Origin of the sequence: Liquorilactobacillus nagelii DSM 13675, assembly GCF_019444005.1 — a bacterium.
GTDB lineage: Bacteria > Bacillota > Bacilli > Lactobacillales > Lactobacillaceae > Liquorilactobacillus > Liquorilactobacillus nagelii.
This window is the reverse complement of sequence record NZ_CP049304.1, coordinates 1,616,153-1,629,384: the sequence shown is the minus strand read 5'-3', so window position 1 is coordinate 1,629,384 and position 13,232 is coordinate 1,616,153. Positions and strand designations below refer to the sequence as shown.

General features: G+C 36.8%; 14 protein-coding genes. 10 read left to right on the top strand and 4 right to left on the bottom strand.

The features are described from left to right. Positions 1 to 679 precede the first annotated feature (679 nt). Together glmU and G6O73_RS08270 are read left to right on the top strand one after the other, a co-directional pair. Positions 680 to 2,092, top strand: coding sequence for a bifunctional UDP-N-acetylglucosamine diphosphorylase/glucosamine-1-phosphate N-acetyltransferase GlmU (gene glmU / locus G6O73_RS08275; RefSeq protein WP_057885666.1), 1,413 nt, complete (start codon positions 680 to 682; stop codon positions 2,090 to 2,092). A gap of 84 nt (positions 2,093 to 2,176) precedes the next feature. Further along, entirely contained in the window at positions 2,177 to 3,151 is a 975-nt protein-coding gene (locus tag G6O73_RS08270; protein WP_057885667.1) for a ribose-phosphate diphosphokinase, read from the top strand. 96 nt (positions 3,152 to 3,247) lie between these two features. On the opposite strand, the gene G6O73_RS08265 is transcribed toward G6O73_RS08270, so the two are convergent. Both G6O73_RS08265 and G6O73_RS08260 read right to left on the bottom strand, forming a co-directional pair. Beyond that, on the bottom strand, positions 3,248 to 4,090 hold the full coding sequence (locus tag G6O73_RS08265) for an aldo/keto reductase (RefSeq protein WP_057885668.1): 843 nt from the start codon (positions 4,088 to 4,090) through the stop codon (positions 3,248 to 3,250). Positions 4,091 to 4,107: 17 nt separating this feature from the next. Next, positions 4,108 to 4,332 carry a hypothetical protein gene (locus tag G6O73_RS08260; protein ID WP_057885669.1) on the bottom strand — a complete coding sequence of 75 codons (225 nt, stop codon included), beginning with the start codon at positions 4,330 to 4,332 and terminating at the stop codon, positions 4,108 to 4,110. 125 nt (positions 4,333 to 4,457) lie between these two features. On the opposite strand from G6O73_RS08260, the gene G6O73_RS08255 reads away from it, so the two are divergent. Together G6O73_RS08255 and G6O73_RS08250 are read left to right on the top strand one after the other, a co-directional pair. Continuing rightward, the gene (locus tag G6O73_RS08255) at positions 4,458 to 5,135 is read left to right on the top strand and encodes a DUF6198 family protein (RefSeq protein ID WP_057885670.1); all 678 of its coding nucleotides are present in this window, start codon (positions 4,458 to 4,460) and stop codon (positions 5,133 to 5,135) included. A gap of 175 nt (positions 5,136 to 5,310) precedes the next feature. Next, positions 5,311 to 6,018 carry a glucosamine-6-phosphate deaminase gene (locus G6O73_RS08250; protein WP_057885671.1) on the top strand — a complete coding sequence of 236 codons (708 nt, stop codon included), beginning with the start codon at positions 5,311 to 5,313 and terminating at the stop codon, positions 6,016 to 6,018. Positions 6,019 to 6,147: 129 nt separating this feature from the next. Here the strand turns inward: G6O73_RS08250 and G6O73_RS08245 are convergent, their stop codons facing one another. Further along, positions 6,148 to 7,128, bottom strand: coding sequence for a biotin--[acetyl-CoA-carboxylase] ligase (locus G6O73_RS08245; protein WP_245002952.1), 981 nt, complete (start codon positions 7,126 to 7,128; stop codon positions 6,148 to 6,150). Between the two features lie 137 nt (positions 7,129 to 7,265). Here G6O73_RS08245 and G6O73_RS08240 point away from each other — a divergent pair, with 137 nt between their 5' ends. The 4 genes from G6O73_RS08240 to G6O73_RS08225 are packed head-to-tail and all read left to right on the top strand — an operon-like array spanning position 7,266 to position 10,541. Continuing rightward, the gene (locus G6O73_RS08240; protein WP_057885673.1) at positions 7,266 to 8,390 is read left to right on the top strand and encodes a YibE/F family protein; all 1,125 of its coding nucleotides are present in this window, start codon (positions 7,266 to 7,268) and stop codon (positions 8,388 to 8,390) included. Next, positions 8,377 to 9,135: a YibE/F family protein gene (locus tag G6O73_RS08235; protein ID WP_057885674.1), complete on the top strand. Its 759-nt coding sequence runs from the start codon at positions 8,377 to 8,379 to the stop codon at positions 9,133 to 9,135. The genes G6O73_RS08240 and G6O73_RS08235 overlap by 14 nt, the downstream gene beginning before the upstream one ends. Positions 9,136 to 9,192: 57 nt before the next feature. Next, positions 9,193 to 10,164, top strand: coding sequence for a hypothetical protein (locus G6O73_RS08230; protein ID WP_057885675.1), 972 nt, complete (start codon positions 9,193 to 9,195; stop codon positions 10,162 to 10,164). Positions 10,165 to 10,175: 11 nt separating this feature from the next. Further along, positions 10,176 to 10,541, top strand: coding sequence for a DUF3899 domain-containing protein (locus G6O73_RS08225; RefSeq protein ID WP_057885676.1), 366 nt, complete (start codon positions 10,176 to 10,178; stop codon positions 10,539 to 10,541). Between the two features lie 74 nt (positions 10,542 to 10,615). Here the strand turns inward: G6O73_RS08225 and G6O73_RS08220 are convergent, their stop codons facing one another. Then, complete coding sequence (locus tag G6O73_RS08220; protein ID WP_187327505.1) at positions 10,616 to 11,962, bottom strand: HD domain-containing protein; 1,347 nt, start codon at positions 11,960 to 11,962, stop codon at positions 10,616 to 10,618. Positions 11,963 to 12,139: 177 nt separating this feature from the next. Between G6O73_RS08220 and G6O73_RS08215 the strand changes: the two genes are divergently transcribed. Both G6O73_RS08215 and rpoE read left to right on the top strand, forming a co-directional pair. After that, positions 12,140 to 12,577, top strand: a complete 438-nt coding sequence (locus G6O73_RS08215; RefSeq protein WP_228956649.1) for a YwiB family protein — start codon at positions 12,140 to 12,142, stop codon at positions 12,575 to 12,577. Positions 12,578 to 12,621: 44 nt separating this feature from the next. Then, the gene (gene rpoE, locus G6O73_RS08210) at positions 12,622 to 13,188 is read left to right on the top strand and encodes a DNA-directed RNA polymerase subunit delta (protein ID WP_057885678.1); all 567 of its coding nucleotides are present in this window, start codon (positions 12,622 to 12,624) and stop codon (positions 13,186 to 13,188) included. The last annotated feature ends 44 nt before the right edge of the window (positions 13,189 to 13,232 follow it).

Here is a 13,232-nt window from a genome sequence, read left to right as displayed (position 1 = left end):
TTATTAGAAACAATGTGAGTTTTATGTAATTATCCAACGCAAAGTAGCCAATTGTCGTAAAAATTTCTATTAAGAACTACGATATTTGGTTGTCACTGAAGAGAAAAATAGGCATCTACTGCGAAATTGCGCCTTAGCTATGAGTATTTCTGATGTTGGTGGATTTTTTATAGGTGAGCTTGTCTATAAAGTTGAACGGTACGGAAAAAGATTTGTTACAGTTAACCCTAGAAACACCAACCAGACATGGCTTTGTCATGAAGACTGGAGCAACTAACAAACTCATATTATGATCACTGGACATGTTCCCAATGTGCTGCTTACCATAATGCAGCTAGGAATATTATGGCTAGAGATGATAGACTCGCATTCATCCGTCTGGTAATCTGTGATCGCTAAAGGCTGGGATAATTAGAAAGTCAGACCTGTTTTGGGGGTAATCACTGGATCTAAGCAATTGTTGTGGCCGTTGATTACTAGGTGCAGATATCTCAACAGCTTTTGACTTTAGTCGGGAGTGGTTGACTTGTATGACGAATAGAACTATGCAAGGCTTTTTTTGCATAGTTCTATTTTTTGGGTATTAATTAAACAGGTGAGAATAATCAAGCTGCCTTGCAGTCCGAATCGGTCTAAGGTATCATGATTGAGTAATTATAAATTTAGAGGAGATTTTAAAATGTCTGCAAACTATGCGGTTGTTTTGGCAGCCGGTCAGGGAACTCGAATGAAATCCAAACTTTATAAGGTGCTACATCCAGTGTGTGGCAAGTCAATGGTAGAACATGTAGTTGGTCAAATTGAAAAATTAAATTTACAACAAATTGTGACAGTTATTGGTTACGGTGGAAAACAAGTTAAAGAAGTTTTAAGACAGCGAACTGAATTTGCGGTACAAGAAGAACAACTAGGAACCGGCCATGCTGTTCTACAGGCAGAGCCGCTTTTGGGAGAAAAACAAGGAACGACATTGATTATTTGTGGCGATACACCTTTATTTACAGCAGAAACGCTAACTGAGTTATTTGACTATCATCAACAGCAACGGGCAGTTGCAACAATTTTGACAGCTATAGCACCAGATCCGACTGGCTACGGAAGAATTATTCGTGATCGTCAAGGAAATGTAGCTAAAATAGTTGAGCAAAAGGATACGACTCCGGCTGAAGCTGCGGTTGCAGAAATAAATACGGGTGTCTACTGCTTCGACAATCAGGCACTGTTTCAAGCGCTGCATCAAGTAACAAACGATAATGCCCAGCATGAGTACTACTTGACAGATGTGATTGAAATTTGTCAAAAAGCTGCTCAAAAAGTTGCTGCTTTTACAATGAAGGATTTTAATGAATCAATGGGTGTTAACGATCGAGTTGCACTTTCTAAGGCAACCGCTTTGATGCGCCAGCGAATTAATGAAAAGCATATGCGTAATGGAGTGACTTTAATCGATCCCCAAAATACCTACATTGATAGTGAAGTCAAGATTGGCGCTGATACAGTGGTTGAACCGGGAGTTGTGTTAAAGGGAACGACAATTATTGGGGAGAACTGTTTAATCGGCGCCCATTCACAACTGTCAGATAGCTTGATTTCTGATAATGTAACTATTACTGCTTCAGTATTGGAAAATGCTCAAATGGCAACTGGTAGCAATATAGGACCATATAGTCATTTGCGGCCACAGGCAAAAATCGGCGAAAGAGTTCACATTGGTAATTTTGTTGAAGTTAAAAAAGCTGAAATTGGGGCAGATACCAAAGTTGGTCATTTAACTTATGTTGGCGATGCAACCTTGGGACGTCAAATTAATGTTGGTTGCGGCTGTGTCTTTGTTAACTATGATGGTATCAATAAGCACCATACAACAGTTGGTGATTATTCATTTATTGGCAGTGCCTCTAATATGGTTGCACCATTGCGCATTGCTGATCATGCTTATGTGGCTGCAGGTTCAACGATTACCAATGATGTAGCTGCTCATGATATGGCAATTGCTCGGGGTCGCCAAGTTAATAAAGCAGGTTATTATGATCGTTATCCGGTAGCTAAAGCTGCACAACAAACTGAACAGGCTGAAAAAAATTCTAAGTGATTGGAAAACATTTGCTAAATGCGCTTGCTTTTAAGACTTTTTTTGCATAAGATTATTAGAGAATAAATAATTATGGAGGCTATCATGTCTGGAAAAAATGCTGAGCCTAAGCTTAAAATATTTGCTTTAAATTCTAACAAGCCATTGGCAGAAAAAATTGCAGCGGCAGTTGGAGTAACTTTAGGAAAAACATCGGTGGATCGTTTTAGTGATGGGGAAATCCGGATCAATATTGATGAAAGTATTCGTGGTGATGATGTTTTTATTATTCAGTCAACTTCGGCACCGGTAAATGATAATTTGATGGAATTATTAATTATGGTTGATGCTTTGCGGCGAGCAAGTGCAGCAAATATCAATGTGGTGATTCCTTATTATGGTTATGCACGCCAAGATCGAAAGGTTAGACCGCGTGAACCAATTACCGCCAAATTGGTTGCTGACATGATAGTTAAGGCTGGCGCTGATCGAGTAGTTGCTTTAGATTTACATGCTGCTCAAATTCAAGGATTTTTTGATATTCCGGTTGATCATTTGATGGGTGCTCCATTACTAGCGGATTATTTTTTGAATAATGGTTTGGAAAAAGATGCGGTAGTAGTTTCACCTGACCATGGTGGTGTAACTCGAGCACGAAAGTTAGCTGAATTTTTGAAGTCACCGATTGCCATTATCGATAAACGTCGACCTAAAGCAAATGTAGCAGAAGTTATGAATATTATTGGTTCAGTTGATCAAAAACGTTGTATCTTAATTGACGACATGATTGATACAGCAGGGACGATTACCTTAGCAGCTCAGGCATTAAAAGATGCTGGTGCAAGTGAAGTTTATGCTTGTGCAACCCATCCCGTTCTTTCTGGTCCAGCAATTGAACGATTGGAGAATTCGCCAATTAAAAGAGTAATCGTAACCGATTCAATCAAATTGCCAGAAGAAAAGAAGATTGACAAATTATTGCAGGTTTCAGTCGGAGATTTAATCGGGGATGCAATTAAACGAATTTATGAGAATAAATCAGTTAGTCCTTTATTTAAGAATCGTTTTCATAAAGAATAATTAATGGGTTTGTGAAAGTTAGAATAATTTTTAATGAACAAAAACGGGTTGGTGTTAGTTTAACTGCACCAGCCCGTTTTATTTTAGTTTTGGCTATTAAAACTCTTGGTAAGTAGCCGGATCTTGATTTTTGTTGCGGCCATCAGGTCGATCAAGTTCGCTAATTTGGTTCATTTCAGCGGCCGATAATGAAAAATCAAATAAAGATAGATTATCAAGTTGTCGTTGAGCCGAACTGGATTTAGGAATTACTCCGACACCAAGTTGTAATTCCCAACGTAAAATAATTTGACCAACTGATTTTTGGTGCTTTTGCGCAATATCTTTGATAACGTTTTCTTGTAAAACGTTACTTGCTCGTCCCAAAGGACTCCAAGCTTGTGTAAAAATTTTTTTACTGGTATCATATTCTCGCTGCTTTCTTTGTGACCAATAAGGATGCAATTCGATTTGATTGACCACTGGCAAGACACCTGTTTCTTTTTCTAGGCGTTCAATATGTTCTGGGAGAAAGTTCGAAACACCAATTGATCGAACAAGACCAAATCTTTGAGCATCAATTAAGGCTTGCCAAGCTTCAAGATAATGGTCTGCTTGAGGATTAGGCCAATGAATTAGATACAGATCAAAATAATCTAATCCAGTCCGAAAAAGTGATTCTTGGATGGAAGAAATAGCAGCTTGGTGTTGCTGGTGACGTCCTGGAAGCTTAGAAGTAATGAATAGTTTACTACGTGAACAGTGGCTTCGTCGAACAGCTTCGCCGACGGTGCCCTCATTTTCGTAATTAACAGCAGCGTCCAATAGTCGATAACCACGCTGAATAGCTTGTGAAATTATATTACTGCCTGAGGCACCATTTAATAAATAAGTTCCAAAACCAACTGATGGGATCTGGTTACCGTCATTTAATATTACTGTAGCTGAAATTTCGTTCATTAGTAGGCCTCCAAATTTTATTTCAAACGATTAACTAAGTGGTAATTTTTAGTTGGCTGATTGTTATCTTTAGTAGCGGCAGCATCAAAGACATAGTAGGGTTTGCCAGTACCTTCTTCTTGGACTAACAACAATTCGTGGTTATTTTTTTGCCGATAAATTTTGGCAGCTACATAAGCTTCATGGTAATCAAAGCTGCTGGCCACTGCCTGACCAGGATTAAAAAAAACATTCTCACTCATAATAAAGCCCCCTTACTTACTTGTAACTTAATTGTATCACGGAATAAATAACTGCAAAATTATTCCGATTAATAAAAAAAGCTGTATATTAAGATACAGATATTATTAAATCTTAGGAGATAAAAATGATCAAATCAACTTCAGTTCCGACACATAATCGGTCAACTTTAACATTGCTTTATTTTATTTTTTCTATTATTTTGAATAGTTTAGGTAATGCAATTACTGTCTCTTTAAATTTAGGAAGCGCACTTTGGACAGCTGCAGCCGTTAATTTATCCCATGCGACCAGTTGGCCATTAAGTTGGCTGTTGTTTGCGGAGGGCTTTTTTGCAATTGCTTTAAATGTCATGTTACTGAAACGAATTGATTTGCGACGAATTTTAGGTAATGTGATTTTTATGTCTTGTTTTTCTTATTTAGTGGGTTTAATGGTTAAAATGTTGTCATTTTTGCCTTTTGCTAGTTTAAATGTTTTTGCAAGAATAATCTTAGATTGTTTTGGAATTGTGTTAATTGCGACAGCAATTTCAATTTATCAGCGAGTCAATTTGATGCTGCATCCGTGCGATGATTTGATGCAAATTATGCGATTTAAATTGTGTGGTGGAAATTCAACTAAAGCTCAACTCCTGTCTTTTGCTTTACCGATTACAGCTATTTTGCTAACGTTGTTGGTAATGCGCCGCGTGTATGCAATTAATATTGGAACGTTGTTTTCTTTGGCTTTTCAAGGATATTTAGTTGGTTGGGCAGATCAGCGAATTTTTTCAAGATTAAAACATCAAAATTTGCGAATATAAGTGAAAGTAATTATTTTTCGTGCAAAACACTTAAAAAATGCGGGATTTTATTTACAAACGCTTACAAATTTGGTAAAATTAACTTGTGTTCAGCTAAATGATAATTTGAGTAAGTTGCTTTTTTGGTATAGTCCATTTATAATAGGTATATACCAATATAGGAGGCTTATTTATCATGAAAATCATAATTGTTAAGGATCAGCAACAGGGTGGAAAAAAAGCACTTGAAGTTTTTCAAGCAGCTTTAAATCAGGGTGCCGAAGTGTTTGGGTTAGCTACTGGTAGCACACCAGAGACAACTTATACTGAAATAGTCAAAAGTGATTTAGATTTTTCACAAAAAATTTCGCTTAACCTAGATGAATATGTTGGCTTAAAAGCTGATAACCCTCAGAGTTATCGTGCTTATATGCAACAACACTTGTTTAACTTTAAACAGTTCAAACGGTCATACCTGCCTCAAGGTGATGCTGCAGATTCTCAAGCTGAGATTCAGCGTTATAATGATTTATTGGCTCAGTATCCAGTCGACCTGCAATTATTAGGCATTGGAAAAAATGGTCATATTGGTTTTAATGAACCAGGTTCATCATTTACGGAACAGACACGCAAAGTTAAACTAACGCCATCGACTGTGGCTGCTAATGCGCGCTTTTTTGCCTCTAAAGAGGACGTACCTCAATATGCTTATTCGATGGGTATCGGTTCAATTATGCGCGCAAAAAGTATTTTACTGGAAGCGTTTGGCGTAACTAAGGCCGATGCAGTGGCAGCTATGGTTGAAGGACCGGTTACACCAGATTGCCCTGCAAGTATTTTGCAGCAACATCCAGATGTAACAGTTATCCTTGATCAAGCGGCTGCTTCTAAGCTAAGTCGTTAGAATTATTTTAGGGTAATAGAAAATATGGGCTAAAAGCCAGTAACTTGTGTTCGAACAACTACGGAAACAACACATTCTCCTTTGTTGTGAAGTTCGTAGCATAAGTATACTGCCTCTTAGCCCATATTTTTATTGCAAGCGAATTCGGGTAACCTCGCCGGATGCTATGTGCTGACCGTCCGCTAAAACTAGACGCCCTTGATTGTCAATATCAATTGCTTGGCCCGTGAATTTTTGTGTTCCCTGAGTAATCATAACTTGGTGTTGCAGTAGATAACACCGTTGCCGATAGGCTGGCAAAAAATCTCCAGTTTGATAATTTTTATATAATGCAAAAAATTGATTTAATAAAGCTGCAATGAATTGATTACGGCTTATTTTAGCTTTGATGACTGCTTCTCTTAATGAACCGGCAGAGTTTCTAATCTGTTCTGGTAATTTATCCGTTTCAGTCAAAAAGTTAATACCAATTCCAACTATGACTTGACCAATTGAACGGCTTTCAATATCGCTAACCGCTTCAGTTAAGATACCGACGATCTTTTTTTGTTGGAGCATTAAATCATTAACCCATTTTATTTGGGGTGTTACCTGCAGTTGTTGTTCAATAGTATAACTAACAGCTAAAGCCGTAGCAGTTGTCAATAATCCGGGATTTAGAATATTTGTCTGGTTTGGCAGTAGAATACTGAGATAAATTCCACTATTGCTGGGACAACTATAGTTTCTACCGTAACGACCATAGCCGGCAGTCTGACGATCGCTAAGAATAATTAAAGGCTTTTTGATTGATTGCACAACACTTAGTTGCTTGGCGCGTAAATTGGTTGAATCAATTGATTGATGAATTTCAAAGTCAAGTTGCGGTTGTAGATTAGAAGTTAATCCAGCTTGAAGTAAATACTTATTAAGAAATCCATTGTCTTGATATTCATAACCGCGTCGGCGATGACTAATGATTGGGTAGCCTTTTTTTTGCAAAACCTGAATAATTTTCCAAACAGCCGCTCGCGTGATTGTTAATTGAGCGGCAATCTTTTCACCAGAAATCGGTTCTTGAGCCAAAGAAATTAATTTTAAAACTGCTTGTGTATGATCCAAAATAAACACACTCCTTAATTAAAAACTTAAGCAATTGAATTCAGTATAACAGATTACAGCTTTCATTTTTACTTAAGAATTACTTGACTATCTTTAACTGGTTAAATGGCAGTGGTATTTTAAAACAGTAAGCAAAAAGTCAGGGTGTGAAGATTTTGTGGCATGAAAAGAAATGGCTCAATTATTTTATTTTGGTCTTGGTTGGCAGTGGATTAATTGCTTTTTTAGCTAGAAATGATGCTTTTTTGTATCGACAACCAATCATGCGAATCAGTCAAGTGAAAAACAGTCAATCAGTAAGAACAACTGATGAGTATGGCAACCATGATCAACAAACGGAACAGCGATTAACTGGTAAAGTTTTGAATGGTAAATACCGTGGAGAAACCTTTACTTTGAAAAACACTTTTACTGAATCGCACGGGGAAGATCAGCAGTTTCAAAGTGGCCAAGATATTTTTTTAAACTTATATCATAATAAACAAGGCCAAAAACCAACTGCAGCATTTGCTAATTATAAACGGGATGTTTATCTATTTTTATTGATTTGGTTAATGTTATGTTCGTTGTTATTAGTAATGCGCTTGCGAGGTTTAAAAGCAATTAGTAGTGTGCTGATTAACTTTATTTTATTTTTAGCATTAGTAAAGTTAGATATAGTTTGGAATATTACTAACTTCTTTTGGATTTATGCAGCCGGGGCGGTACTCTTTACGGCATTATCGCTATTGATTGTTATTGGCTGGAATGAGCAAAGCCGGGTAACCTTTGCGGCAGTTACAACTGGAACAGCTACAGCTTTAGGGTTAGCCGTTTTAATTATGTGGCTAACACATGATAGTGGCATGCACTATGAAGCGTTAGATTTTGCTACTCAACAACCGAAACAATTATTTTTAGCATCTACTTTGATTGGATTGTTAGGAACGGTTATGGATGCGGCAACTGATATTGTTTCAACGGTTTTTGAATTAAAACGTAGTCAACCAGAAATCGGATTTAAGCAATTGTTTACTTCAGGTAGACAGGTGGGACGGTCAATTATGGGACCGTTGATTAATGTTTTGTTATTAATTTTTTTCACTGAGACATTTACCTTAGCAATTTTATATTTCAGAACAGGCAATAACATTAGTTATACATTTCAGTGGACGATGTCCTTGGGTTTAGTTCAAGCGATTATAAGTGGAATTGGAATAACGTTAGTAATACCAGTTGCCAGTTTTTTGGCGGCTTGGAGATTGGAGTGGAAACAGCATGACAACACTTAATATGTTGATTATTGTTTTAGCTGTTTTGGTGATGGTAGTTGGTGGAAAAAAAGGTTTCATGGCTTTGAGTAGTTTTGGTATTAACTTTTGTTTGCTTTTTTTGAGTATTATTTTAATTGCAGGTGGTTTTTCTCCCATTGCAGTTGCAGCATTTAGCGGTATTTGCATTTTAGCAATTACAATTTTTATGAGTGATTGTGGTGAAAAAGAAGCCAACATAGCTTTTATAGCAACACTAATTGTTTTATTGTTAATGATTTTATTGATTGCTCCTTTAGATCACTTAATACAAATTCAAGGCTTCAGTACTGAGGACTCAGAAGAGGTAGAAGCATTTAATTTGGCAATTGGTGTCAGTTTTGAAAGTATTTTATTGGCTACAACGGTTTTAAGCACGCTCGGAGCAATTGCAGAAGCAGCAATTGCAGTTGCTAGCGGGATGCATGAACTAATTGAACAGTCACCTAAAATTACGACTCATGATTTGCGGCACAGTGGGCGGATAATTGGTTTCCAAATTATGGGAATGACTTTCAATACATTATTTTTTGGAATGTTTGGTGGAAATTTAGCTTTGTTTATTCTTTTGGATAAGTTGCAGGTGAGCTTTGGCTATTATTTGAATTCAAAAATCTTTGTTGGGGAAACTTGCTTAGTATTATATTCGTCGATTGCTGTGGTGGCAGTGATTGGGGTCACAATTGAGCTGGTAGTCAAAAGAAGTCAAACATTTCTGCAGGAGTAATATCAGAATTAGTTAGCTCCATGGTATAATTAAGCTGATTGAAAGGAGGCGACTTGAGTGAATTTCAGCAAAGGTCATTTAATAGTAGTTGTCGGACTGATTTCTTTAAGCTTAGGTTTGAGCGGCTGTTCGAATATCAAAAATCAATCGCAAAATAATCAGCAAACTACTAAGACAGTGTCAATTAAAAAAGCTAATCACCAACGTTATCGCCAAGCATTACAGGACCTAAAACATGGCGCTGACCGTCAAGCTTACCAAAAAATGACCCAGGTGATCAAAACGGGGCAAGCAACTACGCAGCAGCGACAATTGAAAAAACAAATTGGATTGTTATTGCGATCGAAAAAAGCTTTGGCGGCTGCTCAATTGACGGTGGCTGAAAAAAATTTGTCACAGCTGAACAAGGTTAAGGAGCCAGCTGTTGTTGTTAGTCAGATCAAGTCGCTTAATAAGGAATTGAGCGCAGCCAAATTAGCACAAGTTTACTATCAGGAGGTAGTAGCTTATTATAATGCTGGTAAGTATGATGCTGCTGGTGGCAGCTATCAGGCACTCCAAGCACTTTCACGTAAGTATCAGGCGGTAGCCACTATACAAGATCAAGGAGCAAAGTATGGCCAGTTGATTTCACAAAAGCAATCAGTTACGACAGCATCTAGTAGCTCAGCAACTAACAGTGGTTATACTAATGCGCGCAATTCGAAAATTGCTAATTCTGAATATCAACAAAAAACTGGTAGTTCGCTTGCAAAAGCGACAAATAGTCAAGTGTCTTCAGTGGTTGAATCGTTAACTGACGCTCAAATCCTAACTAAGTTTCAACAGGTTTCCCAGATTCCACAAGAGGCTGGCGATCAGTATTATGTTAAACAAATAGATAGTCAAAACTATCAAATTGAAATTCGGCATACAAGTCCTTCAAATTCAGCTGTTTCAAATTTAAAGGGGATGTATCAGTTTAACATCAAGACAAATGCAATTAGTAAGCTTAACGAAATTACCGGTGAATATACGAGGATTAATTAAGTAGAATCATGATGAATAATTTAAAGACGATTTACTATGTTAAAGTAACAACGTTATTGCAGTTGTTGGGAATTGTTGCTGCAATTGGTGCCTGCTTAGTTCAACAAAGAACGTTGGTTTCTAATTTTTTGTTTTTAAGTGGATTAGTTTTGATTTGTATATCGGGTATTGATATTTTATTAGGGGCCCATCTAATGGCTGGCTGGTTTCGGCATAAGAAAAAGGGCGAAACGGATGCGGAATATCGTAAAAATAAATTAGATTTAAAAAAAGTTGCTGAATTAAAAAATAAGCCAGTTCAGATTCACCGAATAGGATCTAGCGGATTAATCTTAGGACTGACTTATATAATATTGGCGATTATCATAACTTTGTAGGTCAGTATACCTACAAAGTTCGACAAGATCAGGTTGTTTCTAATAATTTTGGGCGTTTATCCACTTAACTTTAATTAAACTTGACTGGCTGGATCAATTAGCCAGTCATTTTTTAGATATTTTTGAAATTTTCGGCAAAAAAGTGGATTAGTTTTGAGCATTTGTTTTGGAAAAAAGAATCGTTCGTCACCTAAGAAGCGTCCGGTGATAGCTTTTACGAGCTTACTAACAGCCGATAACTCAATAAAACTGCCATCATCACGCATTAATTTAATTTGCGTGACTTGATGGTTTTTCCCGGGTTCATAGATATCATATGGTAAATCATAACAATTATTGGTTGCAGTATAGTATTGCGGATCAAAACCAGCTTGAGCGACCAAAAGTTGTAATTGCGGAATCAATTGTTGAGTTGCTTTTTCAAATTTAATCGATTTAAAAGGCTTACGATTTAAAAAGCGTTGGGCTAAGTCACATAAAATTTTGTCTTGATTGTCACACCAATCAATAAAGTAAGTGTTTAAAACACCGTCATCAAGTTTTAGATAATCCTTCAACGAAAAATTGTTTTCAAAAAAAGGTAACAGTAAATTTGGCGTGTTATTTGCTTTAAACTGACGATGCTTAAAGAGCCATTTAGCGCGTAATAACAAGTGATTTAAAATAACTTCCATTGAGCGAGAAACGGGATGAAAATAAACTTGCTGATACATCTGGAATCGACTAATAATATAGTCCTCAACGGCGTGCATGGCACTAATGTGAAAAGTGATTCCGTCTTGATATGGACGCATCATTCGTAAAATTCGTTGTAAGTCAAAGGTTCCATAATTGGTACCAGTATAATAAGAATCACGTAAAAGATAATCCATTCGATCAGCATCAATTTGACTAGAAATCATTTGTACTACTTGTTGATTAGGATAAGTTTTTTGAATGACGCTAGCAACCTGCTGTGGGAAGTCGGGGCTGACTTTTCGTAGGACTTGATTAACTTCGGTTTCCGGTGAGGTTAATATGGCAGCTGTTAGTTCTTCATGATTAGTACCAAAAATGTGTTCAAAAGTATGCGAATAAGGTCCGTGTCCAATATCATGTAGCAATCCAGCACACAAAGCGACTAATCTTTCCCGGTTATCCCAAAGGCCGTCATTACCTTTAGAAGGATAATTTCTTTGAAATGTATCACAAATTTGACGTGTAATTTCATAAACTCCAACTGAATGAGTGAAGCGAGAATGTTCGGCACCATGGAAAGTACTATTAGCAGTTCCCAGTTGCCTAATTCGCCGTAAACGTTGAAATTCTTTTGTATTGATTAAGTCCAAAATAACTGGAGATTGAATATAGATATAGCTGTGGATTGGGTCGCGCAGGACTTTTTCCCGCGGTAATAATCGATCACGATAAGCGGTAATAATAATCACTCCTTTTTTTTCATTATACCTTAAAAACTTTGTCAGACAGAATATAGATACATCGGCTTTTATCTACCTAAGTTAAAATCAAAAAAAGTTTCTGCTATATATTTAATTACAATAGTTCATAATCACAGATATTAAGATAAATGCTATAATAAAAACGACAACAACTTGGAGGTGAAGACTTTGGAAAAAGGCACACCAATTCTGATCCATTTAGTAACTACGCGAGAACAGGATGGAGAAGTTAGCGAATATGAAAAAAAGTTTTCTGGCCAAATTTTTCAAATTGGCAATTCTCTGTATTTAAGATATGTTGAAACGCAAGCACCTGAAAAGGTAATTGTAACTTTTAAAATTATCGACCAGAATAGTATTCAATTAACCCGTAAACGATCCGATTTGAAATTACGATTATTTTTTGAAGATAATCATCGAGTAGCGGCGGCATATCAGACTTCATATGGTGTTATTCCAATTGAAACCGTAACGCCGCACTTACAAATTTTATTACAGCAAAGCCCCTTGGCTGGTGCAATTAAGATTGACTATTTATTATATAATGGATTGGAATTACTGGGGAAATATAAAATAAGATTGCAATTTACGACGTGAAATTGTATGATAGAGACTAGACTGTTGAAAGGACGTGTACCAAGGTGGAATTAGAAAAATTCAAAGATGCCGCGCAGAATGAATTGTCAATGATCGAGGTAGCTCACGAAATTTTAGAACAGCATGGCGATGTAATGACCTTTGCTGATTTGACAAACCAGGTTCAAACTTTTTTAGGAAAAAGTGATGAAGAGATTCGCGAACGTCTATCACAATTTTATACGGATTTGAACATTGATGGCAGTTTTATTTCTCTCGGAGATAATCTTTGGGGATTGCGTTCTTGGTATCCATACGATTCGATCGATGAAGCAGTAATTCATGTTGAAGATGAAGAAGACGATGATAGCCATGATAAACGTCGACAAAAAGTTAATGCTTTCATGGATGATGAAAGTGATGAAGAAAATGACGATGTAATTGACTACGATGATACTGAAGAATCAACTGACGATGATGATTTTGCCGATGAGGATTCTGAATTAAAAGAATATAGCAAAGACTTAAGTGATATTGATAATGGTGATGATGCAGCTGATGATGAATTACCAGATGGAATTGAAGGCCAACTTTCAGAGTTAACTGATGATGATCTTGAGGATGATGAATAATTTTCCCTTGACGAGCGCAGTTGATTTTTGTAGAATTCTTATTG